The following is a 26,944-nucleotide window of genomic DNA, read 5'->3' on the forward strand; positions in this document are numbered from 1 at the left end:
TGCTGTGAAAAGCTGAGGGGGTGACTGTCGTACCTCCTGCCGCCGGTGAACCGCGTCGCCCCGAGGGGCCTCGCGATCCCGGCGATGCCTGGGTGGTCGCGGACACCGGGGAGCGGTACTGGGGGCGCTTCGGTGCGGCTGGTCTCCTCGCCGTCGACCCGGAGCGCGGCATCCTGCTGCAGCATCGCGTGGCGTGGAGCCACTTCGGCGGCACCTGGGGCCTGCCCGGCGGCGCGCTGCACGAGGGCGAGGCGGCCATCGTGGGCGCCGTGCGGGAGGCGCAGGAGGAGGCGGGAGTGCCGAATGGTGCGGTGCGGCCGCGCTTCACGAGCGTGCTCGACCTCGGCATCTGGTCGTACACCACCGTCGTCGCCGATGTCCGCACGCCGTTCGACCCGGTGATCAGCGATCCTGAGAGCGTCGCGTTGTCGTGGGTGCCCGTCGAGGACGTGGACGGGCTGCCGCTGCACCCCGGCTTCGGTGCGGCGTGGCCGATGCTGCGGGCTCAGCTCTCGGCGCATCCGGTGGTCGTGGTCGACGGCGCCAACGTCGTGGGCTCGGTCCCGGACGGCTGGTGGAAGGATCGCGCCGGGGCCGCCGCACGACTGCGCGATCGTCTGACCGGGCTGGCCGTGCCCGCGGACGACCTCGGCCTCGCGGGGGACGCCTGGTTCCCCGAGGTCTCGCTCGTCGTGGAAGGTCGTGCGCGGGACATCGCGGAGGCCGCTGCGGGGGGATCGCCGGCAGATGCGGCGGCCGCAGAAGCCGGAGTCGCGGGCTTGGCCCTGAACGTCGTGCGCGCGGAGGGCGCCGGTGACGACGCGATCGTGGCCGAGGTCGAACGCCGGGTCGCGAGCGCGTCGCCGGTTCTCGCGGTGACCAGTGACCGCGAGCTGCAGTCCCGCGTCGAGGCCGCCGGGGCGCAGGTGCGCTCGAGCGGCTGGCTCCTCCGTCTGCTCGACGCCTGAGCGAGACGCGGGCGCCCCGCTCCGCGGATCCCGGTACTCGTACAGTGGCGTGGCGTGCCATGTTGTCTGAGGCGGCACGGCGTGGTCTGACGTGGCGCGGCACGACGTGGTCTGGCCTGGCGCGGCACGACGTGGTCTGGCCTGGCGCGGATCGACGTGGCCTGCGCCCCTGCGCTCGAAGGACCCGTCGTCGTGATGGTGGCGCGCTTCAGGTGAAGGCAACCCGACGTGGGGCGCGATCGGTGTGGACCGCGCCGAGGGGACTTCGCCATTCGAGGACCCCACCGGGTCGCTGTCGTACTGTCCAGCGGTGAGCCTCCGGGATATCGGGGTGTTTCAGCACGTGGTGTCCGCGGCAGAGATGCGCGAGGTTGTCGACCCGGGTCGGGCCGCCCTTCGCGTGATCCCAGGTGTGGTCGATGTCGCAGCGGTGTACCGGCTGGCGACATCCGGGGAACCGGCAGTGGTGATCGCGGGCCCGGAGCAACCGGCGCATGCTCTCGGTCGGGCTGTAGGCGTCCGTTTCGATGACCTGCCCGTGCGGATCGAGGAACAACCGCGTCCAGCCCCCGTCGCGACCGGCCAGAGCTCGCGCGATGTCCGGGTGCAGAGCGCCGTGTCCGTCCAGTTCGGCCGGACGGTCGTCGAGCCCCGCGAGGGTCGTCGCCGCCACGGTCACCTGCAGGCGGCCGCGCACGCCGGCGAGGCCCTCGCTCTCGACGGCGCTCGGATCGGCGGTGAGGAGCAGATCGGTCAGAAGGTCGGCCTGCACCTGGCTCCAGGTGCGGGTGTCTGCGGGGAGCGATTCCGCCTCGGGGTCGAGTGCGTAGGTGTCGCCGTCGACGCTGGAGATCGTCGGGTCCGACCGAGTCTCGCCGCGCGGGCGATCCGTCGCGACGCTGTGAGCAGTCAGCAGGTCGTCACGCGCCAGGGCCGGGCGAAGCGTCGCCTCGTCCGGGCCCGACCCCGCAGTCCCCGACCCCGCAGTCCCCGCATCACGCGCAGTCCCCGCATCACGCGCGGGACCCGCATCACGGGCCCGGATGACCGTGCGGGTGAGCTGATTCAGCCGGTCGGCGATCGCCACCGCCGCCCATTCCGGGAGGATCGCCGTCAGGACAGCGAGGCCGTCGTCGACCGATCGCACCGTGACGCAGCGCTCATCCGCGGCGCGGCGGTGTCGCTCCGTGATCGTCTCGCCGACGAGCGCGGAGGCGACGCGGCGGGCATGCACCCGCGTGCGCGCTGCGGTCTCGGCTTCCGCGACGACGAGCACCGCCGTCTCGAACAGGGCCATCGTCTCGGGCGCGACGACGCGGTTGCGGATGGCCTCGGCCACGATGGCGCTCGCCCGTGCGACTTCGCGGACGTGTGCGGAGCTCAGAGCCCCAATGTGGAAGGCCTCTCGCACGCGGGGGAGTGCCGTGCTCAGGGCGAGAGCATCGGCGAACGCGAACTCCATGGTCCCGGTGGAAAGACGCGCCGCCGTGGCGTACTCGGCGACCATCGAGCGGTGGATGGCATCACGGTGGTGCGGGGCCGCGGCCACGTCTTCGTCATGGAAAGCGATCTGCGCCACCAGCAGCTCCGCAGCCTCTGCCTCCAGCGCTGCGATGCGTCGACGGGTCGCCGTCCAGGCGTCTCGCACGCGCCTCCGCTCCTCCAGGTCGAGGGGTGCGGTCGGCGGATTCGTCATGCCTCAATTTTAGAACATATGTTCGAATCAAGGAAGGATTCAGTTGTGTTGTATATCGCCTCGTCCGCGGAGGCGGTCGATGTCCCGACGCTCCCGCTTCGTCGGTCGTCCGGCGCCGCGGTCCCGGACGCCGAGGGCTGCCTGCGGCTCGCGTTCCGGCGTCCGGTCTTCGTAGGCGAGGGCGGCCAGCGGCGCGCCGACGCGCTTGACGAGGATCTGGCGCACGATCAGGATCCGGTCGAAGCCCGCGATGCGGATGCGGAGTTCATCGCCCACGCGAACCGCCTGTGCGGCCTTCGCCTTGTCGCCGTTGACGCGCACATGCCCCGCGCGGCATGCGGTGGTCGCAGCGGACCGGGTCTTGTAGACGCGCACCGCCCAGAGCCAGCTGTCCACCCGCGCGCTGTCGACCATCAGGCGGCCCTCCGCTGCAGGGAGACGAGGGCGCCAGCGACGATCAGTCCCTGGCCGAGCGTGTACGTGAGCATCACGGCGGGGCTGCTCCACGCCGGAAGGGCATCCGGAAGAAAGAGCCGGAAAGCGAGGATCGTGTCGCTCGCCAGGAAGAACGCGCCGCCCGTCGCGACGAGCGGATGGCATCGTGCGGCGAACGCGGCGGTGCCCGCGAGGAGCAGGCCATACAGGGCGACGCCGATGAAGAGCGGGCCCGTGTGCGGGCCGAGGACGAGGATCATCGCGAGCCACCAGGCGGCGTAGATCGCCGTCCACCACGGCAGCCGGCGACGCGCCAGGTGTCGGGCGAAGAGGACGATGTAGGCGATGTGCGCGAGACCGAAGAAGGCGAGCATGAGCGGAAGCTCGGGTGCCGCGGGAAACAGCACGCCCGCGCCGTCACCCAGCCAGGAGAAGAGCAGGGCGACGAGGAGCAGAGCCGCCGTCACGGGTGGGTGGATCCGTCGCGCCGCCACCAGCACCGGTACCACGAGCAGCGGCATGAGCAGCAGCTTCGTCGGACCCGCGAGATCGTGGCCGAGCGCCAGAAGTACGACGTGCAGGGCGGAGACCACGGCGTAGGGGAGGAACGCCCACACGATCGCGGGAGGAAGGGTGCGGCGCTGCATCCCTCCATCGTATGACCGGAGGGGCATGTCGTCCCGAAGGTGGTCGATCGGACCGGGCCGACTCAGGACTCGACGGTGACCGTCGCCACAGCACCCGCGGCATCGAGGTGCACGGCGGGCCAGTAGCCCTCCGGGAAGTGCTCACCGCAGGAGTCCGTGAAGTGGAGGACGACGGTGCCGTCACCGGAGGCCTCGATGGTCTCGAGGTCCAGGTCGTCCGCCGCCTCGTCGAGGTCGGTGAGGTCTGGGTCTCCGGTGCTGAACGTTGTCACCACGGCATCCGAGGCGACGCGGCGGAGGCCCGGGAGGCCAGCGATGACCGCACGCAGCCGGGGGAGCAGTGGAGCGACATCGCCTGGCGATGCGCCCTCGACCATCAGCTCGTAGGTGCTGCCGTCGACCTCGGTGCTGCCGACGAACCAGTCGTGGGTGAGGACGGAGCCGTCGTCGAGCTCGGAGGTCGCCCGGTGGAGCGGTCCGAGGTCGGGATCGTCGAGGGAGGAGTTCGCGTCGCTCATGCCTTCACGCTATCGGTCCCGTTCGGTGTGATATTCAGGGCGACGAGCACGCGCCCCGGCTTCATCACCGCCTTCTCCGTGAAACCTGCGCGCAGGAACGTCCCGAGCGTGCCGTGGTACAGATCGTTCGCGCGCTGCTTCTCGCCACGGGTGTCGACGGGATACCCCTCGATGAGGCGGGCGCCCGACTCCCGCGCGACGGCGATCGCGGCCTCGAGCAGTTCGGCGTTGAGCCCGATGCCCCGATGCTCCCTGCGGACGACGAAGCAGGTGACCGCCCACACGGATTCGTCATCGAACGGCTCGGTGCTCGATGCGGCGATCGTGCGGGTTCGGGGGATCCGGGCTTGCCGGGTGCGCGGTCCGATGCGGATCCAGCCCGCGGCCTCGCCGTCGACGTATGCGACCAGCCCCGGAGGGGGACCCTCGTCGATCTCGGCGCGGAACATCTCGGTGCGCTGAGGGGTGGTGGTCTGATTCCAGTCCTTGTTCGGCAGCACCGGCCAGATGCACTGGCAGCTCGCCCCATCGCCGCCGCCGGTGAGCGCGTGCTGAACGTCATCCCAGCGGGCGGTCGTCGCCAGCGCGGTCGTGATCGTCGACATGCAGGCGACGGTACAAGCAGCGTCCGACACCCCGCAACGCCTCGGTTCGCGAGAGTGCCTCCGGTGCGGCTAAGATGGGGGAGTTGCCTGCGCGAGAGTGCAGAACAACGGGCTGTGGCGCAGCTTGGTAGCGCACTTGACTGGGGGTCAAGGGGTCGCAGGTTCAAATCCTGTCAGCCCGACAATCGAGGGCCGGAATCTCGCAAGAGTTTCCGGCCCTTCTGCATTCCTGGGATGGCCGAGGGCGCCAAGAGGGCACGCCTGATGCGACCCTCCGCGACCGTCAGCGCGTGGGAAGAGCCTCCGCGATCGTCCCCTGGGGCGCGCCGACCAGCGTCTCGCAGGCCTGTGCCAGCCGGGCGGCGAACAGCGCGGCGTCGGTGCGGCGGGTCAGCGCATGCGCTGCGATGCCGTCGATCATGGCGAGGATCTGCCAGGCCACGGCATCCGTGTCATCGGTGCGGAACACCCCGGAGCGCCGGCCCTCCTCGATGAGCTGCGCGATGAACGACTGCCAGGCGCTCATCTGCTCGTCGATGGCCACCGACAGCGCCGCGCTGCCGCGGCCGAGGGACCAGGCGTCCACCCACACGAGCGTGATGTCGTCGTGATCGCTGCTGAGGACCGTGGAGATCATCCGCGCCACCCGAGCCGCCGGCTCGCTCTCGGTCTCGGCCTGGGTGCGGACGTCGTCCAGTTCGGATGCCGTCAGCTCGCGGAAGGTGCGCGCCACCAACTCGTCCATGCTCGATGAGTAGTGCGAGACGAGCCCCGGCGCCACCCCTGCCCTGCTGGCAACCGCCCGCAGCGTCAGCGCGGACAGTCCCTTCTCCCTGGCGATCGCGATCGCGGCGTCGTTGATCTCGCCGGCGCGCTGCTCCGGCGTCTTCCTGGTTCGTGGACGCGTATCGGGTGTTGACATGGTGCCTCCAGTGTAGGAACATTCCTGTATTGGTCATGTGACCAACAAGCCGTTGTCGGCAAAGGAGATGACATGGGCTGGCGGATGCCGCACGAGGGCGATCGGCACGAACGCACCTGGATGGCGTTTCCGCGCGTGGGCGTCACCCTGGGCGACGGTGCTGCTTGGCGCGACACCGCGTACCGCGCGTGGACCGACGTCGCCCTGGCGATCGCCGAGTTCGAACCGGTGACGATGGTCGTGGACCCGACCGAGATGGCGCGGGCGCGGGACATGCTCGGCTCGGCCGTCGAGATCGTCGAGTCGCCGTTGGACGAGTTCTGGATGCGCGATTTCGGCCCTACCTTCGTCCTCGACGACGATCGGCCGGGCGTCCTCGGCGCGGTCGACTGGATCTTCAACGGCTGGGGTGCGCCCGCATGGGCCGAGTGGCAGGTGTCGGCCGGCATCGCACGCATCGTCGCCGCACACGTCGGAGCCGAGCACATCAGTTCGGTGCTCGTGAACGAGGGCGGCGGTATCCACGTCGACGGCGAGGGCACGGTGCTGCTCACCGAGACCGTGCAGCTCGACCCGAACCGCAACCCCTACGCCGACAGAGGCCGCGTCGAGGCCGAACTCGCACGCACGATCGGCGCGACCGCTGCCATCTGGCTGCCGCGAGGCCTCACGCGCGACTACGACGAGTTCGGCACCAACGGGCACGTCGACATCGTCGCCGCGTTCGCCGCTCCGGGCCGGGTGCTGCTGCACCGCCAGGACGACGCGGGACACCCCGACCACGTCGTCACGCGGGAGCTGAAGGCGTTCCTGCAGGATCAGACGGATGCTGCGGGCCGCCCGCTCGAGATCATCGACGTCCCGGCCCCGGCGACGCTCCGCGACGACGAGGGCTTCGTGGACTGGAGCTACATCAACCACCTCGTGGTGAACGACGCCGTGATCGCCTGCGGGTTCGGTGAGGACGCCGCCGATGCCCGTGCGCGAGACATCCTCGGAGCCGCGTACCCCAGGCGACAGATCGTGACCGTCGACGCGCGCCCGATCTTCGCGCGCGGCGGCGGCATCCACTGCATCACCCAGCAGCAGCCGGCCACGAGCGAGGCACCCGCATGATCGACGTCGTCGACGCATCCATCGCGGACCTGCGGCGAGCGCTGGAGACCGGTGCAGCGACCAGCGTCGCGCTGGTGCAGGCCTATCTCGCCCGCATCGACGCGTACGACGCACCCGGCACCGAGACCGCGCTCAACGCGGTCGTCGTCCGCAACCCCGACGCACTCGCCGAAGCCGCGGCGTCCGATGCCCGCAGGGCGGCCCGGCACTCGCTCGGCCCGCTGGACGGCATCCCGTACACCGCGAAGGACAGCTACCTCGTCGCCGGCCTCACCGCGGCATGCGGATCCCCGGCGTTCGCGGATCTGGTCGCGCAGCGGGACGCGTTCACGATCGAACGGCTCAGGGCCGGCGGGGCGATCTGCCTCGGCCTGACCAACATGCCGCCGATGGCGAACGGCGGGATGCAGCGCGGTGTGTACGGACGGGCGGAGAGCCCGTACAGCGCCGACTGGCTGACGAGTGCGTTCGGATCCGGTTCCTCCAACGGATCGGGCACCGCGACCGCCGCGAGCTTCGCTGCCTTCGGGCTCGGCGAGGAGACCTGGTCGAGCGGTCGGGCACCGGCGTCGAACAACGCCCTGTGCGCGTACACGCCCAGCCGCGGCGTCATCTCGGTGCGCGGTAACTGGCCGCTGGTGCCCACGATGGACGTCGTGGTGCCGCATGCCCGTACGATGGCCGATCTCTTCGAGGTGCTCGACGTGATCGTCGCCGACGACGCCGACGTCCGCGGCGACTTCTGGCGTGCCCAGCCGTGGGTGCGTATTCCTGCCGCATCCGAGGTGCGTCCGGCGTCGTACCGCGACCTCGCCGCGGCCGACCCTCGTTCCGCTCTCGCCGGCCGGCGCTTCGGCGTGCCGCGCATGTACATCAATGCCGATCCGGATGCCGGCACCGGCACCACCATCGGAGGCGCGTCCGGGCAGCGCATCGTGACCAGGGCGTCCGTCATCGACCTCTGGGAGCAGGCGCGCCGAGACCTCGAAGACGCCGGCGCCCACGTGGTCGAGGTCGACTTCCCGGTCGTCACCAACTACGAGGGTGACCGCGCCGGGGCGCCGACCGTGCGCACCAGGGGACTGGTGTCCGAGCGGTTCCTGCGTTCCGAGATCGAGGATCTCTCTGCCTGGGCGTGGGACGACTTCCTGCGCGCGAACGGCGACCCCGCGCTCGACCGGCTCGAACTCGTCGACGGCGCGCGCATCTTCCCGCATCCGGAAGGTGCCCTCCCGGATCGCTACACCGGCTTCGATGACGAGATCGCCGGGTATCCGGCCCTCGTCCGCGAGCGCCCGTACGCGTCATTCACCGACATCCCGCATCTCGAGGAGGGTGTGCGCGGGCTCGAGGAGACCCGCCGCGTCGACCTCGAGGAGTGGATGGACGCGCTCGGCCTCGACGCCGTGATCTTCCCCGCGGTCGCCGACATCGGCCCCGCCGACATGGACGTGAACCCGGCATCCGCCGACGCCGGTTGGCGCAACGGGGTGTGGGTCGCGAACGGAAATCTCGCGATCCGTCATCTCGGCATCCCGACCGTCACGGTGCCGATGGGCACGACGGCAGACATCGGGATGCCGGTGGGTCTGACCATCGCGGGCCGCGGCTGGGACGACACCGCCCTGCTGCGCCTCGCCGCCGCGTTCGAGGCGACCGGCGAGCGCCGTACTGCGCCGCCGCGCACTCCCGCTCTTCTCGGAGAGGAACTCTCGTGACGTCGCCCTTCCCGCGTCCGGAGCGGCGCCTGCAGATCATGGCCGATGCCTCGGATCCGTTCCGGCGCGGCGTCGAGCGCGGAATGCAGCTGCGTGAGACTCTGCCCGGCACGATCGACGCGTATGATCGGCTCTTCCGCCTCGGTGCCGTCGACGAGAAGACCGTGCGCGACGACGCCGAGCGGCTGCTCGACGCGGTCGACGCCCACCGTCCGGCGCTGCGCGCGCAGATCGAGGGCATCGCCGCCGGGGCGGACGCCGAGATCTGGCGCGTCGCCGCATTGAACGGCCGCACGGAGATCCTGTCCCGCAGCGTCGCCGTACCGCCGGGAGAGTGCTCGACCATCGTGCGCTCGATCCGCGATGCGGACGGCCGCGCGCGCACCCTCGGCGTGCAGACGTGGGACTGGCACATGGAGATCGCGCCGTACTGGCACACGATCATCTCGCGCGGCGGCGTCCACGACTACGCCGGGCTCACCGAATGTGGCATCCTCGGCAAGATCGGCCTGAACAGCGCCGGCGTCGCGCTGCACTTCAACATCCTGGGGCATCGGTCCGACCGGCCCGAGGGCATCCCGATGCACGTGCTCGCCGCTCTCGTGCTCGAGGAGGCCTCCAGTGTCGCGCACGCCGTTGAACTGGTGCGCGAGGCGCCGGTCACGAGCTCCGGCTCGTTCGCGCTCTTCGACGCCGCGGGCGACGCGGTGCTGCTCGACATCAGCCCCGAAGGCGTGTTCTCCGCGCCCGCCATCACCGAAGGCACCTGGCTGCGCACCAACCACTTCCTCACCGAAGCGCCGGCGGCGCACGAGAAGACCTGGCTGTACCAGCCCGACTCCGGTCTGCGATGGGAGTTCCTGCGAGACCGACTGCTGTCGGTCGGCGCGCCGACGGATGCCGAGCAGCTGCGCGCCATGCTCGTGACCGGCGACGGCGAGCCTCCGGTGACCTGCGTACCCGACCTCGCGCTTCCGATGGGACAGCGGTGGGCCAGCCTGGCCATCGTCGTGCTCGACCCCGTCGGTCGTCGGGCCGACGTGCTCGACGGCACTCCCGCTGAATCCGCCACCCGCCCTCATCTGGCTCTGGCGCTCTGATCCGATCGAAGGGACCACCATGACCGACACCGCCACCGTCTATCGCAACGCCACCGTCTTCGACGGGCTCGCGGATGCTCCAGTGCAGTCCGCGTTCGCCGTGCGCGGCGATCGCATCCTCGCTGTCGGCACGGAGACGGAGGTCCGCTCCGCGGCAGGTGAGGGTGCCGCCGTCGTGGACCTCGGCGGGGCGTTCGTGATGCCCGGTGTCATCGAGGCGCACGCCCATCTGGCGATGTTTGGCCACGCGCAGGGCAAGGTGCAACTCCGCGACTGCACCTCGGTGGCACAGATCCAGCAGCGGCTGCTCGAGGCGCGGGCGATGAACCCGGACGCGACGATCATCGAGGGCGTCAGCTGGCTGTTCGATGCGCTGCCCGACGGCGTCACCCAGCCGACCGCGGCGATGATCGACGAGGTGATCGACGACATCCCGGTCTTCCTCGACGCGAACGACCTGCACAGCACCTGGGTGAACACGGCCGCGCTGCGCGCTGCCGGAATCGACCGCGACACCGTCGACCCGATCGGCGGCCAGGTCGTGCGGGACGACGACGGAGAGGCGACCGGGTTCCTGCTCGAGACCGCGGCCATGGATCTGCTCGCGGACTATCTCGACGGCATCCGGACCGAGGAGGAGGTCGACGGCCACCTGGAGCTCGCCTTCGGCGCGTACCTGGCGGCCGGCGTCACCGGTGCCGCCGACATGGGGATGACAGAGCAGTCGATGGCGGCGCTGCGGCGTCGGCTCGACCGCGACGGTCGGCTGCCGTTCCCGGTCACCGCGCACTGGTGGCTGAGCTCGACCGGCGACCCGGCGGCCGATCTCGCCCAGGTCGAGCGTGCGGTCCAGCTGCGTGACGAGCTCGAGGCCACGGGCACGCCGTGGCTGAAGGTCGTCGGAGTGAAGTTCATCCTCGACGGCGTGATCGACGCGTGCACCGCCGCGATGGTGCGCCCGTACGCCGACGGCTCGAACGCCGACCCGATCTGGAGCCGCGAGGCCGCGACGCCGGTCGCGATCGCCGCCGACCGCGCCGGCCTGCAGCTCGCGATGCACGCGATCGGAGACGCGGCGAGCGCCCTGGCCGTCGACCTCGTCGAGGCCTGTGAGCGGGCGAACGGCACCGGCACCGCCCGCCGCCCGCGCATCGAGCACCTGGAGTCGGTCGCGCCCGAGACGGTCGCACGGATGCGCGCGCACGGCATCGCGGCATCCATGCAGCCGGTGCACTGCGACCCCGCCATCCTGGACAACTGGATGGCGATGCTCGGAGATCAGCGCGCTGAGGACGGCTTCCCGTGGAACTGGTTCCGCGACGTCGATGTTCCCATCGCGCTGGGTACCGACGCCCCCACCGCACCCCACGAGGCTCTGCACAACCTGTTCATCGCGATGTCCGGGCGATCCTCGATCGACCGCGCGCTGCCGCCGTACCACCCCGAGCGTGCGTTCACCGCCGCGCAGGCACTCGCTGCGGCGACGTCCGGCGCGGCCCACGTCGGCGCGATCGACGACGCCTACGGCCGGATCGCGCCCGGTTTCTTCGCGAACGTCGCCGTGCTGGACATCGACCCGCTGTCCGCGCCGACCGACGACCTGCTCACCGGTGCCGTGCTGCTCACCCTCGTGCACGGCGAGGTCGCCTACCGGCGGCCATGAGCTCCCGCTCCTGAATCCCGAACGCCCCCTGCAGTGACGCAGGAGGGTGCCCGTCCTGGAAGGACCGTCATGTCCGACACATCCGCCATCCCCGCTCCTGGTGCCGTCGCGCCCGGATCCGAATCCGACTTCGTCGACTCCGCGAGCACCCCCGAGACGCGGGGCATCGAACTCATCACCGACGCCCAACGGCACGGGAGAGCGCGCGATCTGTTCTTCGTCTGGAGCGCACCGGGCGTCAGCGTGCTGAACATCACGGTCGGAGCGTCGATGACGCTCGTGCTCGGCCTGGAGATCTGGCAGGCGCTGCTGGTGATTCTGGCGTCGAGCGCGCTCGCTCTGCTGCCGGGTATCGTCGCCATCTCCGGACCGGCAGCAGGGACCTCCGGCTCGGTGGTCCAGCGAGCGATCTACGGCATCCACGGCAACAAGATCGTCATCGCGTTCTACGGCTGGTTCATCTCGGGGGTTTTCCTCGCGCTGAACTGGGTGGCGGCGTCGTTCATCGGCGGCGAACTGCTCGTGCGGTGGGGCTTCCCCGATCCGATCGCGGCATCGATCCTGGTGGCGGTCGCGGTCTCGACGATCACCGTGGTCGTCGCCGTGTACGGTCACGCCCTCATCCTGAAGGCCTACCTGGCGATCTCGATCGGGCTGTTCGTGATCTTCGCACTCGTCATCGGCTTCATCGCCCCCGCGCTGGATTGGGGATTCGCGCAGCCCGAGCCGCTCAGCGGGCTGCCGGTCTGGGTGAGCGTCACGATCGCGTTCGCGCTGATGGCATCGTCGCCGCTGTCGTTCAGCAACAGCGCCGACATGGCCCGTTATCTGCCACGCGACACCAAAGCGTCCGGCATCATCGGCGCGACCGCGCTGGGACAGCTCTTCCCCGCCGTGCTCATCACCGCCTTCGGCGTCGTGCTGGGCGGCTCCATCGGGCCGGACAGTCTCGCGAACGGCATCGAGTACTCCCTGCTCGAGAAGCTGCCGGTGTGGCTCGCCCCGCTGTTCGTGCTCGGCGTCCTGGTGAACTGCATCTCGCTCAACGGCATGACGACCTACACGGCGAGCATGGCCCTGCAGTCGATCGGCGTGCCGATCCGCCGCATCCCCTCCGCGATTCTCATCGGTGCGCTCGGCTGCGCGTTCACGATCGTGCTCGTCGTGGCATCCGACCTGATCAGCGCCGTCAACCTGATGCTGCAGTTCCTGCTGATCATCTCCGTGCCCACGATGGGCGTCTACGTCGCCGACATCGTCCTGCGCCGCAACCGGTACTCCGGGACCGACCTGTTCGACGAGCGGCCCGGCGGCAGGTTCTGGTACACCGGCGGCTTCGGCATCCCGGGTCTCGTCTCCGTGGTCGCCGGTGGCTTCGCCACCGCGATGTTCCTGTCGACGACCGTGTGGACCGGCCCGCTCGGCGCGGCGCTGGGCGGGCTCGATCTCTCGGTGCCGGTCGGGCTCCTGGTCTCGATAGGCCTGTACGCCGTGCTCGCAGGACGCACGGTGCGCGCGCAGATCGGCGGCTGAGCCCGGCGGCCTCCGGGGTTGCTCTCTTCGGCCACCGGGCGTCAAGGGGGTAGGGCGCCGTCGTCCCCCGTCCTACCGTTCCCCCATGGCTATCGAACTGAATCGACCGGCGCTGAAGCTCGCGCGTTCCCTCGTCCGCGACGGCAAGGTCGTGCGGGATGAACGCGACGACTGGTCCGAGGCGGCGCCGAGCGCAGAGGACGAGAACCGCTTCATCGACGAGCACGGATGGACGGAGTTCGCCCACTGGCACCTCGGCATCGACAAGAGCGAGAACCCGGAGACGAAGAAGGCGTACAGCTTTCCCTTCGGCGACTTCCAGAAGGTGCGTCGTTCCGGCGTGATCTCGGGGGAGAGCCGCGCCGGGCAGTATGACCACGAGGAGATCCGCGACGAGCTGCGAAAGCTCCTCGACCTCATCGACTCCGAGGATTGACGCCGCGCGTCCGTATGCTCGTCGCAAGGCTGTTTCGATGACGACGGGGTGGGGCATGGTCGACGACACCGGCAGGGACGACGCGGACGCGAGCGGCGAGACGGAGGACGACCTCCCGTACTACACACCGCCGTTCGGCAGGGAAGAGGTCCCCGGGTTCCTCGACCGGCTCGTCGCGCACCTGCTCGCGGGAGAGACGCGCGAGGCCTTCACGTTCGAGGGGGTGGAGGTCGAGGAGTCGCAGGGCGTCTGGCTGCTCCCGCTCGGCGGCTACGACCCCGACGCCGACGAGTCGCTGCAGCCGAACCCACCCGCCGACCTCGTGGTCCCCGAGGGGGGATTCGCCGCCTACGCGGAGGAGTGGACGGAGGGTGTGCGCCGGACGCTGCGCGAAGCGTGGGGCGCGCCGATGGTGCGGAAGCCCTCGCTCGTGGGGGAGAACCAGGATCCGGAAGGCATCCTCGACGTCGTCCTCGTCTCGGTCGGTATCCCGGAGGCGGAGATGTGGGACCGCGGCGATCTGTACTGCGTGCTCGTCACGAACTGGGACGCCGAGCCGCGGCAGAGCATGCTGCGCCAGGCGATGGTCGTGCTGCCGCGGGAGTACGCCGTCGGCAGCCTCAGCGCGCTCCTGCCCGAGGAGGACATGCACAACGACCTCCTCATGAACGGCGAGCATCCGCTCGAGCTGCGACGCCGCGCCTGGCTGCTGAGCACGCTGTTCGGCGCCGGGGAGGTGCGACTGCGCGACGTCGACGTTCCCGCGTCCCGTTTCAGCCTGCAGTCGCGCAGCGGGGTGACGACGGTCTGGACGTTCACGGACGACGGCCGCATCCTCGTCCTCATCCAGGACCCGACGTCGACGTTCGCGGACGAAGCGCCGGCGCAGTTCCTCGCGGAGGTGGCGCAGCAGCACGGTGGCGATGCGCCGGATGCGGCGGATGCGGCGGATCCGTCCGAACGGGAGGCGGACCTGGCGGAGGCCTGGCTGATCCTGGCCGCCCGCATGCTCGACAGGGTGCCGGACGATCTTCGCGCCCTCATCGCCGCCCGAGGCGAGGACGCCCGCGGTGCGGTCGCGGAGCACGACCTGGAATTCCGGATGCTCGGCGACGAGCCCGTGCCGGTCATCACCGGCGCGGTGTGGTTCGACGGGGAGCACTGGTGCGTCTCGCCCTCGCTCATGGAGATCGGCCGCCGCAACGACTTCGGCATGGACGACTTCGGCTTCGGCGCTGCGGTGCGGCAGCCGTATCGCCTCGGCGGCGCCCTCACCGTCGACGAGATGTCGCGGGAAGGGGACGAACGACGCACCTGGTTCGAGCAGGTCTTCGCCGCGTGTCCGTATCCGGAGCAGGACCGCCCGTCCGACACGGAACGCCTCGGCTACGCGGTGCCGACGAGCGGTGACCACCACGACCTCCTGGCCGATATAGAGCGCGTCACGAGGGCCTGGTGGGAGCGCTCGCCGGAAGACGCCGACTGGGCGGATCGGACGTTCGAGATCGGCGGACGTGGCCTTCGCGACGACCACGGCCGCGCGCTCCGCGTCGTGCTCGCGTCAGGGGAGGTGTGGACGGTCGATGCGCTGCAGGCCTGGGCGGACGACCTCATCGGCGTCATGAGCGAACGGTGGGGAGCGGCGGGGGAGATCCACGCCCGCAACGAGAAGACCGGGATCGATCGCCGCAGCCCGCTCACCCGCGTCATGCGCGCCACGGGCCTCCTCACCGCGCCGCTCTGGTGGGTGAACGGCCACGCGGTCGCTGTCGTCGCCGGAACGCCCGATCCCTCGTACGGCGACGACCCCGAGGTCATCATCGTCATCGCGCGCCCGGACGCCGTGCTCGACCTCGCGCGTGGAAGCAACCCGTGGGAGCTCCGCATCCGCGCCCGGATCATCTCCGACATCTCCGCCCTCGTGGGCGGCGCCCCCGCGCCGGGACCCCTGCGGTGGAACGGCCCGCCGCTCGCCGGCTCCTCCCTCGTCCCCGATGCGATGCGCGGCGGTTTCCGCACCGGGGACCACTTCTGGACGTGGCACTTCACCCACGACGGGCGCGGCCTCTTCCTGTCCCATCCGACGGGTCCCGACGCCGCCGCGCGACCCGAGCCCACGTTCGAGGAACAGGTCGCCTTGTTCGGCGGCGTGCCCGACGACCTGCTGTCGCTCGTGGTCGACCGAGACCCGGGAGGGTTCTTCCCGGTCGTGCATCGCGGGGCTTCGACCCCTGGCTCCGCTGAGACCGAGAACCTCCTCGCCGGCGCAGCGACCCTGCCCGCCGTGCACGCGGTGTTCTGGCGGGATGACGTCGACTGGCGCGCCTCGGACGGGATGCTGCAGCGGGTCCGCGACGCCCTCGACCCGGACGACGTGGACACGACGAACCCCCTGGAGACCATCTACCCCGAGGCCTTCGGGGTGCCGCAGCTCCAGTGGGCACTGCGGATGGGCGAGCGCATGGGGCCGCCGACCCTCCTCGATGCGCCGTACGTGAGCTTCGTCTTCGATCGGGTGCCCGAGCGGGAGGAGATCGAGCAGGTCTACGCCGCACTCGGGATGTTCCCCGATCTCGCACTCACCGGCACGCTCAACGATCTCCTCGACGTCGTCGTCGATGCTCCGGGATACCGGTTCCTCCTCGATGCCGCGCTCAGCAACCCGCACCCCGAGCGTCGCCGCGAGCTCGCGCTCTGGCTCTTGGACCAGCGCCTCGACGCGTCATCCGCCCTGTCGTTCCTGAGCCCGGTCAACGTCCTCTTCGCCAACCCCACGCTGGGCGCGGAAGATGAACCGGTGCTGCGACGCCTGCTCGAGCAGGGCGCGATCCCGGGCCCGACACCCGTCGCGATGCTCCCGGAGTGGCATCCGTTCGTGCAGCTGCTGGATCGCGACATCGAGGAGACCGCGCTGGCGCCGCTGGTGCGGACCCTCCTCGTGCACGGCGACGTCGATCCCGCGACGCCCGCGCTCCCCGACGGTCGCAGCTTGCTGGACTTTGCATCCGGCCCGTTCCCGCACGGGCGGTCCCGAGATGCGCTCGCGTCGGCGATCCGAGAGCTCGTCGCGGGCGGCGCCGTGGACACCGCTGCGGAGCCGGAACGATGAGCGCTCCGGAGCCCGGAGCGCGCGTGGACGACGCCGAGCCCTACGCCCGTGCTCTGCGCACCGTGCTCGACGGAGTGAGCGAGCGCGTCGCCGCCGCACTGAGCCACCTGCATCGGGCCGCCGTCGAAGCGCAGAGCGGTGTGGAAGCGGTCCTCACCGACGTCTTCGTCGACCAGGTCCTCGTCGGCGCGCCGGACCTCGGCTACGCCTGACCTTCTCCTCCGGCCCCGGAACCTAGCGGCTCGGCGAGGTCTCCTCAAGCCCCTCGGCCACTCTGATTCCAGCCGGGAGACTGGGGGCAGCCCGATCGAAGGAGGAGACATGGAATCGACACCCGACGACGTCGGCGGTCAGCCGCTGCGCGACGGCGACGCGACCACCGAGGCCGACCCGAGCAACGATCCCGCGCAGGCGGAATGGGAGCGCACGGAAGCCCTCGACGAGGGTGCGGCACCGGAGGATCTGGAGGCGTCGACAGCCACCGGCCGCGATCCCGACGAGATCCCCGACCCCGACGATGAGGTGCCGGCGGAGGACCTGCCGGGTTCCGCCCCGCAGCCCGAGAGCCAGGGGGAGGACCCGGTCCTCGCCGACCTCGGCGACGAGGGGCAGGGCGACCTGGGGCCGGGGGACGTCTGATGGCCGTCTCGGCGGTCGTCACCCGGTCGAAGAACGGGCAATGGGTCAACGAGGTGGACGGCGCCCCGGAGCTCTCCCGCAGCTACACCAGCCGTGACGAGGCGATCGAGGAGGGGGAAGCTCTCGCGGCGGAGCACGGTGCCCGCCACGAGATCGAGCACAGCGAGCCGACCGGCGCCATCACCGACGGCGGCGCACCCGACGACGCCTGATCGTCACCGCCGCGGCGTGAACTCGTCCGGAGCCTCCGGCTCCTCGACATCCTGCGATTGCTGGAGGTGTCCGCAATCCGGGCACCTCCAGCCACCGGGGATGGCGAGCATCACGACATCGTCCTCCGGGCAATGCGGTGCCGCCCCCTCGCCGTTCGTCATCGCCCCAGGCTAGAGCGCCCGGTCCGCCGGGACCAGGGGGTGCTCATCGCAGGATGACCAGTTCTCGGGTCGCGCGGGTCATGGCCACGTAGCGGTCGACCGCTCCCGTCCGCCCGGTACCGAACGCCTCCGGGCGCACCAGCACCACGAGATCGAACTCGAGTCCCTTCGCGCCTTCCGGCGTCAGCGCACGGACCCGGGGCCGCGGAGCGAACCCGGGATCGCCGATGACCGCGGCGACTCCCTCCGGGTTCGCCGCGAGCCACGCGTCGACCACCTCGTCCCGCTCCACGGCGTTCCCGTGCCGGACCGGAATGCCGCTCTCCCGCACGGACACCGGGACGTTGGCATCGGGCAGGGCCTCGAGGATGGTCGGTGCGGCGACCGCCATCACCTCGGTGGGCGTGCGGTAGTTCACCCGGAGCGAGGAGACCCGGACGTTCCGCAGGCCGAGGCGTTGCAGACGCTCACTCCACGACTCCGTGAACGCCCTCCGTGCTTGGGCTCTGTCGCCCACCACCGTGAAGCTGCGGGACGGACACCGTGCGATCAACGTGCGCCACTGCGCGTCGGTGAGCTCCTGTGCCTCATCCACGACGACGTGCCCGAACGGGCCGGCGAGCTCGTCCGGGGGGAGCGGAGGAGGAACGTCCGCTCCGGCGAGCACGGTCCGCGCGTCGGCACCGCGCAGGATCGACATCACCTTCATCTCGCTGTCATCGCTCTCGACGAGGTGGTCGACCACGGCGGACATCTGCTCCCGCGCCGCCGCGGCCGCGACCTGCCGGCGGTGCTGCTCCCGCACGGCCTCCGGGTCGCCCAGCCGACGGTGCGCGGCATCGAGCAGGGGAAGGTCGGCGTCCGTCCACGGCGCCCCCTCTGCGCGGTGCAGCAAGGCGAGCTCGTCCGCCGGGAGATCCGGCGCGCACCGGGCGAGCAGCGCCGGAGACGCCCACAGGGCGGCGACCACCGCCGCCGGAGAAAGCAGCGGCCACGCGCGTACGAACGTCGTCGTGAGATCGTCGTCCTGCCGCAGCCACCGACGGACGGAGGACTCCGGGACCTCGGGATCGCGAACCTGGTCCACCAGCATCTCCAGCACCTCCTCCCACACCTCGTCACGAGCCTCGTTGTGCGGCGACGCGGGATCCGCACGGGCGAACAGATCGGCCCACTCCTCTCGGCTCACCCAGAGATCGGCCCACGGCGCCTCGATGCGGAGCGCGTGCATCGGCGGCCGGGTGAGCTCGGAGACCGCCGCCGCGATCACCAGCTCCGGGTCGAGGCGCTGCTTGAGCTCGGCCACGCGGGAATCCGTCTCCGCAATCGCGCCGGCGCCCTCGGGAGTGAGATCACGCAGGGTGCACAACCGCACCGTGTCCTCCCCGAGGCTCGGCAGCACGTCCTCGACATAGCCGAGGTACTGCGGGTTCGGTCCCACGAGCAGCATGCCCCCGGCGCCGGTGGTCAGCCGCGGCTCGGCGTACAGGAGGTGCGCCGCCCGGTGCAGCGCGACGACGGTCTTCCCGGTGCCCGGGCCGCCGTCCACGACCAGAGCGCCGGGCGAAGGGGCGCGCACGATGGCGTCCTGATCCGCCTGGATCGTCGCCAGCACGTCCCGCATGCGCCCAGTCCGGTGTGCCTCGAGGCTCGCGAGAAAAGCGGACTGGTCGTCGAGGGAGGCGGCGCCGTCGAGGCCCTCCGGCGACAGCGCCTCGTCCCAGTAGTCCGTGATCCTGCCTCGGTTCCACCGGTACCGTCGCCGGGAGAGGAGGCCCCGGGGGTCTTCCCAGGTCGCGGCGAAGTACGGTTCCGCTGCCGGAGCCCGCCAGTCGACCAGCAGGCGGGTGCCGTCCGTATCGGACACCCCGGCGCGACCGATGTACACCGGCGGTCCGGCCGCCGGGGTCATCCGGCCCAGGCACATGTCGATGCCGTACCGCTCCCGCAGGCGCAGCGTCGCACTGAGGCGGCGGATCTCCAGGTCGCGATCGACCGCCGTGACGCCTGCGTCGGCGGCCTGCCGGCGCACGAGGGCGAGACGAGCCGTCAGGGCGTCCTGTTCTCGGGACAGAGCGGCGCCGAGGCGCCGGAGGTGGGCGCGGTCGGCGGCGATGAGGTCGTCTGCGGATTTCGCCGCGTGGTCGTCGGGCAGATCAAAGGGGTCGAGCACGGGACATCTCCTTCGCGAGGGCATGCGGGGGCACGCGAGCCGTCGATTCTGCCTCCCGACGGGGGCCTTGTGGCAAGCCCCCACCCCGGCGATATCCTGGAGATGCACGGAGACGAGGGGACCTCACCATGACCCATCGGATCGGCTACCTCATCGGCAGCCTCGCATCGGACTCGATCAATCGCGTCCTGGCCACGGCGCTCGTACGGCTCGCCCCGCCGGACCTCGAGCTCGTGGAGATCCCGATCCGCGACCTCCCCCTCTACAACCGCGACGACGAGCTCGAACCCGTCGCTGCGGTCACCGCGTTCAAGAGAGCGATCGAGGGGGCAGAGGGTCTGCTGCTCGTCTCGCCGGAGTACAACCGCTCGATCCCCGGGGCGTTGAAGAACGCCATCGACTGGGGCTCGCGGCCCTGGGGTCACAACTCGTTCGCGCGCAAGCCCACCGGCATCATCGGCGCCTCGACCGGAGCGATCGGCACCGCGGTCATGCAGTCGTCGATGCGGAGCGTGCTGAGCTTCCTCAATGCGCCGCAGCTGAACGCCCCGGAGGCGTACATCACGTTCCGGCCCGAGGTCTTCGGTGCCGACGGTCAGGTGCACGATGCCGACACCGAGAAGTTCCTCGCGCACTACATGGAGGAGTACGCGGCGTTCGTCGAGCGGGTGCTGTCGCTCACCGCTCCGGGTCACGTCGGCGACCGGTAGCCGCCGCGCTCGCCGCGTCAGGAAGGCGCGTCCGCCACGAGCGCGCTCAACGCCAGGGCGTCGTGGGGTGCGTGCCCGCGGGCGTCGTTGTCGAAGTACACGAAGACGTCGCGCGGTCTCCCGTCGTCGGCGCCGGTCCCGTCAGCCCACCCGCGGATGAGCGCCGCCCACTCCCGCAGCTCAGTCTTGGTGTAGGCGCTGTGATAGAGCATCTGCGCGCCGTGGAGACGAACGTAGACGAAGTCCGCGGTGAGGGCATCGAACCGTGGCCATCTGCCTGCGGTGTCGGCGATGACGAGGGAAGCCCCGTGGTGCTGCAGGAGCCTCAGGCTCGAGGGGTCGGCGAAGGAATCGGAACGCGGTTCGAGGGCATAGCGGAGCGGGCGGTCGGCATCGATCTCCAGCCAGGCCCGGTCCTGCAGCCGCTCGTCGTGCCGTCGGGCGAGGGCGAGAGCGTCGGCCGTCGTCCGGGGAAGCGCGTCGAAGAAGGACTCCAGGAGCTCCGGGTCGAAGCGCTGGCGCTCGGGGAGCTGCCACAGGATCGGGCCGAGGCGGGGGCCGAGGGCGAGGACGCCCGACGCGAAGAAGTTCGCCAGTGCCTGCTCGACGTTCCGCAGTCGCAGCATGTGGCTGACGTAGCGTGAGCCTTTGACCGCGAACACGAAGTCGTCGGGAACGCTCGCGGCCCACCGGCGGTAGCTCTCGGGCCGCTGCAGGGAGTAGAACGAGCCGTTGAGCTCGACGGTGGGGAACTGCGATCCGATGTGCTCGAGCTCTCGACGCTGCGGGAGGCCGCGCGGGTAGAAGTCGCCGCGCCACCGGGCGTACCGCCACCCGGAGACGCCGATGCGTACCCGGCCCTGCCCGCTCTTCCTCGTCATGGCCGGCTCCGTCGGGTCAAGCCCCTTGCCGCTGTCGTGCGGCCTCGGCAGGCTGGAGGCATCCACACCGAAGGAGGAGGAGCCATGTCTCTCAATGACCATCCGATCCACGATGTGAAGCCCGAGGCCGACCTGCAGGAGCAGGAGCGCCTTGCGGAGGAGGTTCCCGAGGACCCGGAAGCGCCGACCCCCTCGGCACCGGAGCCGCACCCCATCGAGGCGGACCCGGCGGACGCCGCGGAGCAGCGCATCGAAGTGCCGCTGGATGAGGACGGCCTCGATGAGCCCACCGACGACTGACGGCCTCCGGCGGCAGGTGCGCCGGGGCGGCGTTCGAGACAGGGGAGAGGCGTCATGACGAACGACCGTAGTCCGAGCGGTGCGTGCTCTCGCCGGGGTTGACGCTCAGCGGGACGGTGGCTAGCCGCGGGGTATGCCCTCTCGACGGGACCGCCCCAACCCGGTGCTGCCGAGAGGGCTCACCGTCCTACCCGGACGGTTGGGGAGGCGGCGAAGTCTCGCTGTCTCTACGGCTGATCCCCCAGAGATTCAGCCGGTAGCCCCCGCTACGAAGAGCAGAATATCCCTTAATCCTCTTGTCCGCCATTTGGGGGACAAAAGTTTCTTCGAAAATTCTGCTCGGCTCCCGGCCCTGTCGCCGATACGGACCGTTCCGTAGGGTGGGGGCATGGACAGGATGCTCGTCTTCGCCGGTCAGGTCGCACTCCCGGTCGGGCACCGGGTCGAGGTCTCCGAACTCGTCGACCCCCAGACGCAGGAGCCCGTCGTCCTGTCGCTGCTCGACCTGGACACCGGTATCCGCTACCGCCGCGCCGAGGAGCCCCGAGCTGAGGTGACGCACTGGATCGGCCGTGTCCTCGACTGCACGGTGGCGGTGGGCGTCGCTCCGCGGACGTCGCTGCTCATCGACCCCATCGGGCCGTCGGCCAGCGGCGCGGGCATCGCTCTGCGCGGCGCGGATGCGGCGGTCAACGCGGCCAAGGCCGAGGCGGATCGCTGGGGTGGATCGGACCGTCCCCCGCCGGAGGAGCCCGAACGCTTCTGGTGACCGCCGGAGGCCGGGGCCCCTCCCGCACCGGGGTCATCGGAAGTCCCGCGAGCGGTGCATGACCCCCGTGCGGAGGTCTTCGAAGGCGTCGGCGAGCACATTGACGACCCCCTCCGGGGAGCGCTCGAGGATGCCGCGGATGATGAGCGCCGGGGACTCCCGGGCGATGCGACCGAACCGGCCCCAGACCCCCGTCGAGCAGATCACGTTCACCAACCCGCTCTCGTCCTCGAGGTTGACGAAGGTGACGCCGGCGGCCGTGGCGGGGCGCTGTCGATGAGTGACGAGACCGGCCACCTCGACGCGTCGTCCGGTCTCGTGGCGCTGCAGGTCTGCGGCCGTCAGGACACCGCGAGCCCGGAGGTCGTCGCGGAAGTGCGTCATCGGGTGGTCGTCGGTCGAGATGCCCGTGGCCCAGAGATCGGCCGAGAGGCGCTCGTAGCTGGTCTGGTCGGCGAACAGCGGCGGCTGCACCGCCACCGTGGTCCCCGGGAGGAATCGGGCGCGGTCTTCCGCGGCAGCCCCGGCGAGCCAGATGGCCTCCCGGCGCTCCAACCCGAGGCACGCGAAGGCTCCGGCGGTGGCGAGGGCCTCCAATTGCGCGGCCGTGGCGTCGGTCCGGCGCACGAGGTCGTGCAGATCGCGGTAAGGGCCGTGCGCTTCCCGCTCGGCGACGATGCGCTCTGCCATCGGCACTCCGATCCCGCGGATGCCGCTGAGCCCCAGGCGCACCGCGTACCGTCCGTCCCGCCGGTGCGCCGCGGACTCGTCCGGTGCGCTCCGGTCGAACCGATGCACGGGCGGCTGCGGGTCGGCCAGGCAGTCGTCCCTCCCGGTCGTCCCTGCGGCGTCCGGCGAGAGAGGTTCGAGGGTCTCTGTGGCGCCGGAGAGGTGGAGATCCGGGCGCCGGACCTCCACGCCGTGCCGACGGGCATCCGCCGTGAGGGTCGCGGGGGAGTAGAAGCCCATCGGCTGCGACCGCAGCAGGCCCGCGAGGAACGCGGCCGGATAGTGCAGCTTCAACCATGAGCTCGCGTAGACGAGCAGGGCGAAGGACAGCGAATGGGACTCCGCGAAGCCGAAGTTCGAGAACGCCTGGATCTGCGCGTAGATCCGGTCGGCGGCCTCGTCGACGAGCCCGCGGCGGGCCATCCCGGCGTACAGCTTGTCCCTGACCTTCTCGATCTTCTCCAGACCCCGCTTCGACCCCATCGCCCGGCGCAGCAGGTCGGCCTCGTCGGCCGTGCAGTCGCCGACGGCCGTGGCCATCTGGATGAGCTGCTCCTGGAAGATGGGGATGCCGAGTGTCCGCTCGAGGATGTCCTCGAGGTCGCTGTGCGGGTAGGGGATGGGGAACTCCTCCGGGGGCTCGCCCCTGGCCTCCCGTTCCCGGTTGGCCTCGTCCACCTTGTCCTTCGCCATCTTCCGACGGACGAACGGGTGCACGGCGCCGCCCTGGATGGGTCCGGGGCGGATGAGGGCGATCTGGATGGCGAGGTCGTAGAAGCGCCGCGGCTGCAGCCGGGGGAGCAGCCCGATCTGCGCGCGGGACTCCACCTGGAAGACGCCGATCGAGTCGGCCCGGCAGAGCATGTCATAGACGCCGGCCTCCTCCTTCGGCAGGGTCTCCAGCGTCCACTCCTCGCCCGTCGCCTCCCGGACCAGGTCGAAGCAGTGCTGCAGCGCCGCGAGCATGCCCAGGCCGAGGAGGTCGAACTTCACCAGCCCCATGAAGGCGGCGTCGTCCTTGTCCCACTGGATGACGGTGCGGTCCTCCATGCGGGCGTGCTCGACCGGCACCACCTCGCCGACCGGCCGGGCCGTGAGGACCATGCCGCCCGAGTGGATCCCCAGGTGCCGCGGAGCCTTCAGCAGCTCGGCTGCGTAGTCGAGCACGGTCTCGGGGATGTCGTGGCCCTCGACGGGTTCGAGTCCCGATCCCCAGCCGTCCACCTGCCGCGACCAGGAGTCCTGCTGCCCCGGGGAGTGCCCCAGGGCTCTGGCCATGTCGCGGACCGCGTTCTTCGGACGGTACTGGATGACGTTCGCCACCTGGGCCGCCCGCTCCCTGCCGTACTCCCGATAGACCCACTGGATGATCTCCTCCCGGCGCCGTGAGTCGAAGTCCACGTCGATGTCCGGCTCCTCCGTGCGGGTGGTGGCGAGGAAGCGCTCGAAGGGGAGACGGTAGAGGATCGGATCGACCGCGGTGATGCCCAGCAGGTAGCAGACCGCGCTCGCCGCCGCGGAACCCCGGCCCTGGCAGAGGATGCCGCGTCGCCGGGCTTCCGCCACGATGCCGTGCACGATGAGGAAGTATCCGGGGAAGTCCTTCTCCTCGATCACGTCGAGCTCGCGGGCGATGCGCCGACGGCCGTCCTCGTCCAGCCGCGGATACTTCGACGGGACCGCCTCCCAGACCAGGTGCCGCAGCCAGCTCATCGGGGTGTGTCCCGTCGGCACGTCCTGGCGGGGGAGGGCCGGGCGCGCCATCCGGAGTGGGAAGGCCGAGGCCGCGGCCAGCTCCAGGCCGTGCGAGATCGCACCGGGGTACCGCCGGAAGCGCGCCGTCATCTCCGCGCCGCTGCGCAGGTGCGCGCCGCCATGGGCCGGGAGCCAGCCGTCGAGCTCGTCCATGCTCCGGACCGCGCGGACCGCGGCCACCGCCTCGGCGAGAGGGGCCTGATCCGGGCGGGCGTAGTGCACGTTGTTGGTCGCCACGACGGGCAGCCGCATCCGGCGGGCGAGGTCGGCCAGGGCGTCGTTGCGCCGGGTGTCCAGCGGATCGCCGTGGTCGAAGAGCTCGACGGTGATGTTGTCGCGTCCGAAGAGGTCGACGAGGTGGCGCAGCGGTGCGGCGGCGTCCCCGGCCTCCAGCCCCTGTCGTACCGCCCCCTTGCGGCAGCCGGTGAGGATCGTCCAGTGCCCGTCGGCGGTCGCCGCGAGCTCGTCGAGGTCGTAGACCGGGCGTCCCTTCTCCCCGCCGCGGAGCTGGGCCGCGGTGATCGCCCCCGACAGGCGGTGGTATCCCTCGAGGCCCCGGGCGAGCACGAGCAGATGCGTGCCCGGCGGATCGGCGGCCCCCTGCGGAGCGGAGGGGAGATCGAGGGAGAGCTCGGCGCCGTAGACGGTCTGCAGCCGCAGCTCCATGAGCTCCGCCAGCTCGGCGAAGCGCGCGGCGCCGTAGAACCCGTCGTGGTCGGTGAGCGCGAGCGCGCTCAGGCCGAGACGCTCGGCCTCCGCGAGTAGATCCTCGGGGGAGGACGCCCCGTCGAGGAAGGAGTAGGACGAGTGCGCGTGCAGCTCGGCATAGGGCACCGCCTCCTCTGGGCGCTCCGGGAGGGTCGGGGGGACGAGCTTCCGCGGTCGACTCACCGGTCCGGGATCCGGGCGGAGCCCCCGCGGTGCGGAGGTCGCTTCGGGGGTGGGCTCGCCGCTGAGGGTGCGCTCGAGCTGATCCCAGGTCAACGGCGGATTGTGCCAGCCCATCAGCGGTACCTCCCCTCGGCCCACCAGCGCTCGCCGGCCAGGAAGACCAGCCAGGCGCGGTCGCGGTCGTCGACGATCTGGAGCCGGTGGCCTCGTTTGCCGCCGCCCGTGCTCCACCGCCGCTCGTGCACGGGCCACGGGCCGGCCCAGGCCTGCACGGTCGCCCCGTCGATGCGGGCGGGGTCATGCGTGAGGACGCCGCGATCGTCGACGTCGATCGTGCTCCCGTCCGCGGCGACGACGCCGATGGGGCGCGGGGGGCGGAACACCTCGGAGGGGAGAGGGTCGGGGAGGCTCCCCGGCCAGGGGGACCGTGGATCACGAGGCGGGACCGGGCGCTCGCCCCACGGCGTGAGTACCTGACGATCGGCGAGCCAGCGCCCTCCGGAGAGGGCGGCGGTGACCACGCCCTGATGCCCCAGCATGGTCTGCACCCGGGAGACCGCGTGATGCAGTCGCTCATCGGTACCCGAGCCGAAGAGTCCCGGTTGGTGGTGGGCCGCATCATCCACCGCGACGGGGAGGAGACGGGCGGCCACGATGCCCCCGAACGCCCTCGCCTCGTCGACGGGCGCGCTCGCGGTCAGGGCGGCCAGCGCCTCCAGCTGCCAGCGCACGCGGTCCACGAGGTCGGCGGCGTCGAAGCTCGTCGGGTGCAGCCAGGTGCGGGAGTGGACGGCGCCGTCGTCGTCGGTCAGGTCGATCCGCACCTCGGTGCACACGAGCGACGCGTCCGCCAGAGCGAGCATCACGGCATCGGCGGTCTGCCGCACGGCGAAGGCCACCTGGTCGGTGCCTCCGAGAGGGGACTCGAACTCGATGGTCCTGGCCAGTTCGGGGTCGGGCGGCCGGGGAGCCAGGGGCCGGGAGTCGGCGCCGGCGGCGAGGGCCTGCAGGCGGGCACCGTGCTCGCCGAAGCGGTCGCGGACGTCGAGAGGGGCGAGCGCGGTGAACTCGCCGAGAGTGCGCACGCCGAGGCGGAGGAGGAGATCGCTGATCTGCTCGTCGCGGAGCACCTGCACGGGATAGGGGGCCAGGAACTCCCGGGAGCCGCCCGGGGGCACGACCGTGCAGGACGCCGTTCCTCGGGCCGCGATCTCGGCGGTGAAGGGGCCGTCGGCGACGCCGACACGCACTTCGGGG

Annotated in this window: 25 protein-coding genes and 1 tRNA gene; 15 read left to right on the forward strand and 11 right to left on the reverse strand. The window is 71.0% G+C overall.

Features of this window, described 5'->3' with window-relative positions; translation table 11 throughout:
* Window positions 1–20 precede the first annotated feature (20 nt).
* On the forward strand, window positions 21–968 hold the full coding sequence (locus AUV07_RS03395; RefSeq protein WP_062633893.1) for an NUDIX domain-containing protein: 948 nt from the start codon (window positions 21–23) through the stop codon (window positions 966–968).
* A gap of 208 nt (window positions 969–1,176) precedes the next feature.
* Here the strand turns inward: AUV07_RS03395 and AUV07_RS03400 are convergent, their stop codons facing one another.
* From AUV07_RS03400 to AUV07_RS03420, 5 genes are all read right to left on the reverse strand, one after another.
* Window positions 1,177–2,664 carry an HNH endonuclease signature motif containing protein gene (locus tag AUV07_RS03400; protein ID WP_062633895.1) on the reverse strand — a complete coding sequence of 496 codons (1,488 nt, stop codon included), beginning with the start codon at window positions 2,662–2,664 and terminating at the stop codon, window positions 1,177–1,179.
* A gap of 39 nt (window positions 2,665–2,703) precedes the next feature.
* Window positions 2,704–3,078: an RNA-binding S4 domain-containing protein gene (locus AUV07_RS03405; protein ID WP_062633901.1), complete on the reverse strand. Its 375-nt coding sequence runs from the start codon at window positions 3,076–3,078 to the stop codon at window positions 2,704–2,706.
* Window positions 3,078–3,746 carry a lysoplasmalogenase family protein gene (locus AUV07_RS03410; RefSeq protein WP_062633903.1) on the reverse strand — a complete coding sequence of 223 codons (669 nt, stop codon included), beginning with the start codon at window positions 3,744–3,746 and terminating at the stop codon, window positions 3,078–3,080. The genes AUV07_RS03405 and AUV07_RS03410 overlap by 1 nt, the downstream gene beginning before the upstream one ends.
* 62 nt (window positions 3,747–3,808) lie before the next feature.
* Window positions 3,809–4,264, reverse strand: a complete 456-nt coding sequence (locus AUV07_RS03415; RefSeq protein ID WP_062633905.1) for a hypothetical protein — start codon at window positions 4,262–4,264, stop codon at window positions 3,809–3,811.
* Window positions 4,261–4,869, reverse strand: coding sequence for a GNAT family N-acetyltransferase (locus AUV07_RS03420; RefSeq protein ID WP_062633908.1), 609 nt, complete (start codon window positions 4,867–4,869; stop codon window positions 4,261–4,263). Before AUV07_RS03420 ends, AUV07_RS03415 begins: the two co-directional genes overlap by 4 nt.
* A gap of 108 nt (window positions 4,870–4,977) precedes the next feature.
* On the opposite strand from AUV07_RS03420, the gene AUV07_RS03425 reads away from it, so the two are divergent.
* Window positions 4,978–5,051: transfer RNA gene (locus tag AUV07_RS03425), tRNA-Pro, on the forward strand.
* A 101-nt stretch (window positions 5,052–5,152) separates the two neighbouring features.
* Here the strand turns inward: AUV07_RS03425 and AUV07_RS03430 are convergent.
* Window positions 5,153–5,791 carry a TetR/AcrR family transcriptional regulator gene (locus tag AUV07_RS03430; RefSeq protein ID WP_062633910.1) on the reverse strand — a complete coding sequence of 213 codons (639 nt, stop codon included), beginning with the start codon at window positions 5,789–5,791 and terminating at the stop codon, window positions 5,153–5,155.
* Between the two features lie 72 nt (window positions 5,792–5,863).
* Between AUV07_RS03430 and AUV07_RS03435 the strand changes: the two genes are divergently transcribed.
* From AUV07_RS03435 to AUV07_RS03480, 10 genes are all read left to right on the forward strand, one after another.
* Window positions 5,864–6,907 (forward strand): agmatine deiminase family protein, encoded by a 1,044-nt coding sequence (locus AUV07_RS03435; RefSeq protein ID WP_062633912.1) that lies wholly within the window; start codon window positions 5,864–5,866, stop codon window positions 6,905–6,907.
* Window positions 6,904–8,625, forward strand: a complete 1,722-nt coding sequence (locus AUV07_RS03440; RefSeq protein ID WP_062633918.1) for an amidase — start codon at window positions 6,904–6,906, stop codon at window positions 8,623–8,625. The genes AUV07_RS03435 and AUV07_RS03440 overlap by 4 nt, the downstream gene beginning before the upstream one ends.
* Window positions 8,622–9,725 carry a C45 family autoproteolytic acyltransferase/hydolase gene (locus AUV07_RS03445; protein ID WP_197462109.1) on the forward strand — a complete coding sequence of 368 codons (1,104 nt, stop codon included), beginning with the start codon at window positions 8,622–8,624 and terminating at the stop codon, window positions 9,723–9,725. The genes AUV07_RS03440 and AUV07_RS03445 overlap by 4 nt, the downstream gene beginning before the upstream one ends.
* Before the next feature lie 19 nt (window positions 9,726–9,744).
* The gene (locus AUV07_RS03450) at window positions 9,745–11,388 is read left to right on the forward strand and encodes an amidohydrolase (RefSeq protein ID WP_062633920.1); all 1,644 of its coding nucleotides are present in this window, start codon (window positions 9,745–9,747) and stop codon (window positions 11,386–11,388) included.
* 69 nt (window positions 11,389–11,457) lie between these two features.
* Window positions 11,458–12,921 (forward strand): purine-cytosine permease family protein, encoded by a 1,464-nt coding sequence (locus AUV07_RS03455; RefSeq protein ID WP_062633922.1) that lies wholly within the window; start codon window positions 11,458–11,460, stop codon window positions 12,919–12,921.
* 85 nt (window positions 12,922–13,006) lie between these two features.
* Window positions 13,007–13,357, forward strand: coding sequence for a hypothetical protein (locus AUV07_RS03460; RefSeq protein WP_062633924.1), 351 nt, complete (start codon window positions 13,007–13,009; stop codon window positions 13,355–13,357).
* Between the two features lie 37 nt (window positions 13,358–13,394).
* Window positions 13,395–16,466 carry a hypothetical protein gene (locus AUV07_RS03465; protein ID WP_157523897.1) on the forward strand — a complete coding sequence of 1,024 codons (3,072 nt, stop codon included), beginning with the start codon at window positions 13,395–13,397 and terminating at the stop codon, window positions 16,464–16,466.
* The gene (locus tag AUV07_RS03470; RefSeq protein WP_062633928.1) at window positions 16,463–16,678 is read left to right on the forward strand and encodes a hypothetical protein; all 216 of its coding nucleotides are present in this window, start codon (window positions 16,463–16,465) and stop codon (window positions 16,676–16,678) included. Before AUV07_RS03465 ends, AUV07_RS03470 begins: the two co-directional genes overlap by 4 nt.
* Before the next feature lie 109 nt (window positions 16,679–16,787).
* Complete coding sequence (locus AUV07_RS03475) at window positions 16,788–17,105, forward strand: hypothetical protein (protein ID WP_062633930.1); 318 nt, start codon at window positions 16,788–16,790, stop codon at window positions 17,103–17,105.
* The gene (locus AUV07_RS03480) at window positions 17,105–17,317 is read left to right on the forward strand and encodes a DUF2188 domain-containing protein (RefSeq protein WP_062633931.1); all 213 of its coding nucleotides are present in this window, start codon (window positions 17,105–17,107) and stop codon (window positions 17,315–17,317) included. The genes AUV07_RS03475 and AUV07_RS03480 overlap by 1 nt, the downstream gene beginning before the upstream one ends.
* 3 nt (window positions 17,318–17,320) lie before the next feature.
* Here the strand turns inward: AUV07_RS03480 and AUV07_RS17495 are convergent, their stop codons facing one another.
* Together AUV07_RS17495 and helR are read right to left on the reverse strand one after the other, a co-directional pair.
* Entirely contained in the window at window positions 17,321–17,479 is a 159-nt protein-coding gene (locus tag AUV07_RS17495) for a hypothetical protein (protein WP_157523899.1), read from the reverse strand.
* 43 nt (window positions 17,480–17,522) lie between these two features.
* Complete coding sequence (helR, locus tag AUV07_RS03485; protein ID WP_231868187.1) at window positions 17,523–19,652, reverse strand: RNA polymerase recycling motor ATPase HelR; 2,130 nt, start codon at window positions 19,650–19,652, stop codon at window positions 17,523–17,525.
* Between the two features lie 128 nt (window positions 19,653–19,780).
* Here helR and AUV07_RS03490 point away from each other — a divergent pair, with 128 nt between their 5' ends.
* Window positions 19,781–20,362 (forward strand): NADPH-dependent FMN reductase, encoded by a 582-nt coding sequence (locus AUV07_RS03490; RefSeq protein ID WP_062633933.1) that lies wholly within the window; start codon window positions 19,781–19,783, stop codon window positions 20,360–20,362.
* A 17-nt stretch (window positions 20,363–20,379) separates the two neighbouring features.
* Here the strand turns inward: AUV07_RS03490 and AUV07_RS03495 are convergent, their stop codons facing one another.
* On the reverse strand, window positions 20,380–21,243 hold the full coding sequence (locus AUV07_RS03495; protein WP_062633934.1) for a DUF72 domain-containing protein: 864 nt from the start codon (window positions 21,241–21,243) through the stop codon (window positions 20,380–20,382).
* Between the two features lie 84 nt (window positions 21,244–21,327).
* On the opposite strand from AUV07_RS03495, the gene AUV07_RS03500 reads away from it, so the two are divergent.
* Window positions 21,328–21,543, forward strand: a complete 216-nt coding sequence (locus AUV07_RS03500) for a hypothetical protein (protein WP_062633935.1) — start codon at window positions 21,328–21,330, stop codon at window positions 21,541–21,543.
* A gap of 388 nt (window positions 21,544–21,931) precedes the next feature.
* Window positions 21,932–22,312 carry a hypothetical protein gene (locus AUV07_RS03505; RefSeq protein ID WP_025105120.1) on the forward strand — a complete coding sequence of 127 codons (381 nt, stop codon included), beginning with the start codon at window positions 21,932–21,934 and terminating at the stop codon, window positions 22,310–22,312.
* Window positions 22,313–22,345: 33 nt separating this feature from the next.
* Here the strand turns inward: AUV07_RS03505 and AUV07_RS03510 are convergent, their stop codons facing one another.
* Complete coding sequence (locus AUV07_RS03510) at window positions 22,346–25,801, reverse strand: error-prone DNA polymerase (protein WP_062633939.1); 3,456 nt, start codon at window positions 25,799–25,801, stop codon at window positions 22,346–22,348.
* Window positions 25,801–26,944, reverse strand: a 1,144-nt coding sequence (locus AUV07_RS03515) for a DNA polymerase Y family protein (RefSeq protein ID WP_231868188.1), incomplete at its 5' end; no start/stop codon positions are given. The genes AUV07_RS03510 and AUV07_RS03515, both read right to left, overlap by 1 nt.

The sequence above is a fragment of the Microbacterium sp. CH1 genome, assembly GCF_001595495.1.
GTDB lineage: Bacteria > Actinomycetota > Actinomycetes > Actinomycetales > Microbacteriaceae > Microbacterium.

Coding starts and splice junctions, on each gene's coding strand:
- AUV07_RS03420 (WP_062633908.1), bottom strand. CDS start 4,869: ATGTCGACGATCACGACCGCGCTGGCGACGACCGCCCGCTGGGATGAC.
- AUV07_RS03490 (WP_062633933.1), top strand. CDS start 19,781: ATGACCCATCGGATCGGCTACCTCATCGGCAGCCTCGCATCGGACTCG.
- AUV07_RS03450 (WP_062633920.1), top strand. CDS start 9,745: ATGACCGACACCGCCACCGTCTATCGCAACGCCACCGTCTTCGACGGG.
- AUV07_RS03465 (WP_157523897.1), top strand. CDS start 13,395: ATGACGACGGGGTGGGGCATGGTCGACGACACCGGCAGGGACGACGCG.
- AUV07_RS03400 (WP_062633895.1), bottom strand. CDS start 2,664: ATGACGAATCCGCCGACCGCACCCCTCGACCTGGAGGAGCGGAGGCGC.
- AUV07_RS03475 (WP_062633930.1), top strand. CDS start 16,788: ATGGAATCGACACCCGACGACGTCGGCGGTCAGCCGCTGCGCGACGGC.
- AUV07_RS17495 (WP_157523899.1), bottom strand. CDS start 17,479: ATGACGAACGGCGAGGGGGCGGCACCGCATTGCCCGGAGGACGATGTC.
- AUV07_RS03415 (WP_062633905.1), bottom strand. CDS start 4,264: ATGAGCGACGCGAACTCCTCCCTCGACGATCCCGACCTCGGACCGCTC.
- AUV07_RS03440 (WP_062633918.1), top strand. CDS start 6,904: ATGATCGACGTCGTCGACGCATCCATCGCGGACCTGCGGCGAGCGCTG.
- AUV07_RS03430 (WP_062633910.1), bottom strand. CDS start 5,791: ATGTCAACACCCGATACGCGTCCACGAACCAGGAAGACGCCGGAGCAG.
- AUV07_RS03510 (WP_062633939.1), bottom strand. CDS start 25,801: ATGGGCTGGCACAATCCGCCGTTGACCTGGGATCAGCTCGAGCGCACC.
- AUV07_RS03480 (WP_062633931.1), top strand. CDS start 17,105: ATGGCCGTCTCGGCGGTCGTCACCCGGTCGAAGAACGGGCAATGGGTC.
- AUV07_RS03435 (WP_062633912.1), top strand. CDS start 5,864: ATGGGCTGGCGGATGCCGCACGAGGGCGATCGGCACGAACGCACCTGG.
- AUV07_RS03460 (WP_062633924.1), top strand. CDS start 13,007: ATGGCTATCGAACTGAATCGACCGGCGCTGAAGCTCGCGCGTTCCCTC.
- AUV07_RS03505 (WP_025105120.1), top strand. CDS start 21,932: ATGGACAGGATGCTCGTCTTCGCCGGTCAGGTCGCACTCCCGGTCGGG.
- AUV07_RS03500 (WP_062633935.1), top strand. CDS start 21,328: ATGTCTCTCAATGACCATCCGATCCACGATGTGAAGCCCGAGGCCGAC.
- AUV07_RS03495 (WP_062633934.1), bottom strand. CDS start 21,243: ATGACGAGGAAGAGCGGGCAGGGCCGGGTACGCATCGGCGTCTCCGGG.
- AUV07_RS03410 (WP_062633903.1), bottom strand. CDS start 3,746: ATGCAGCGCCGCACCCTTCCTCCCGCGATCGTGTGGGCGTTCCTCCCC.
- AUV07_RS03455 (WP_062633922.1), top strand. CDS start 11,458: ATGTCCGACACATCCGCCATCCCCGCTCCTGGTGCCGTCGCGCCCGGA.
- AUV07_RS03470 (WP_062633928.1), top strand. CDS start 16,463: ATGAGCGCTCCGGAGCCCGGAGCGCGCGTGGACGACGCCGAGCCCTAC.
- AUV07_RS03405 (WP_062633901.1), bottom strand. CDS start 3,078: ATGGTCGACAGCGCGCGGGTGGACAGCTGGCTCTGGGCGGTGCGCGTC.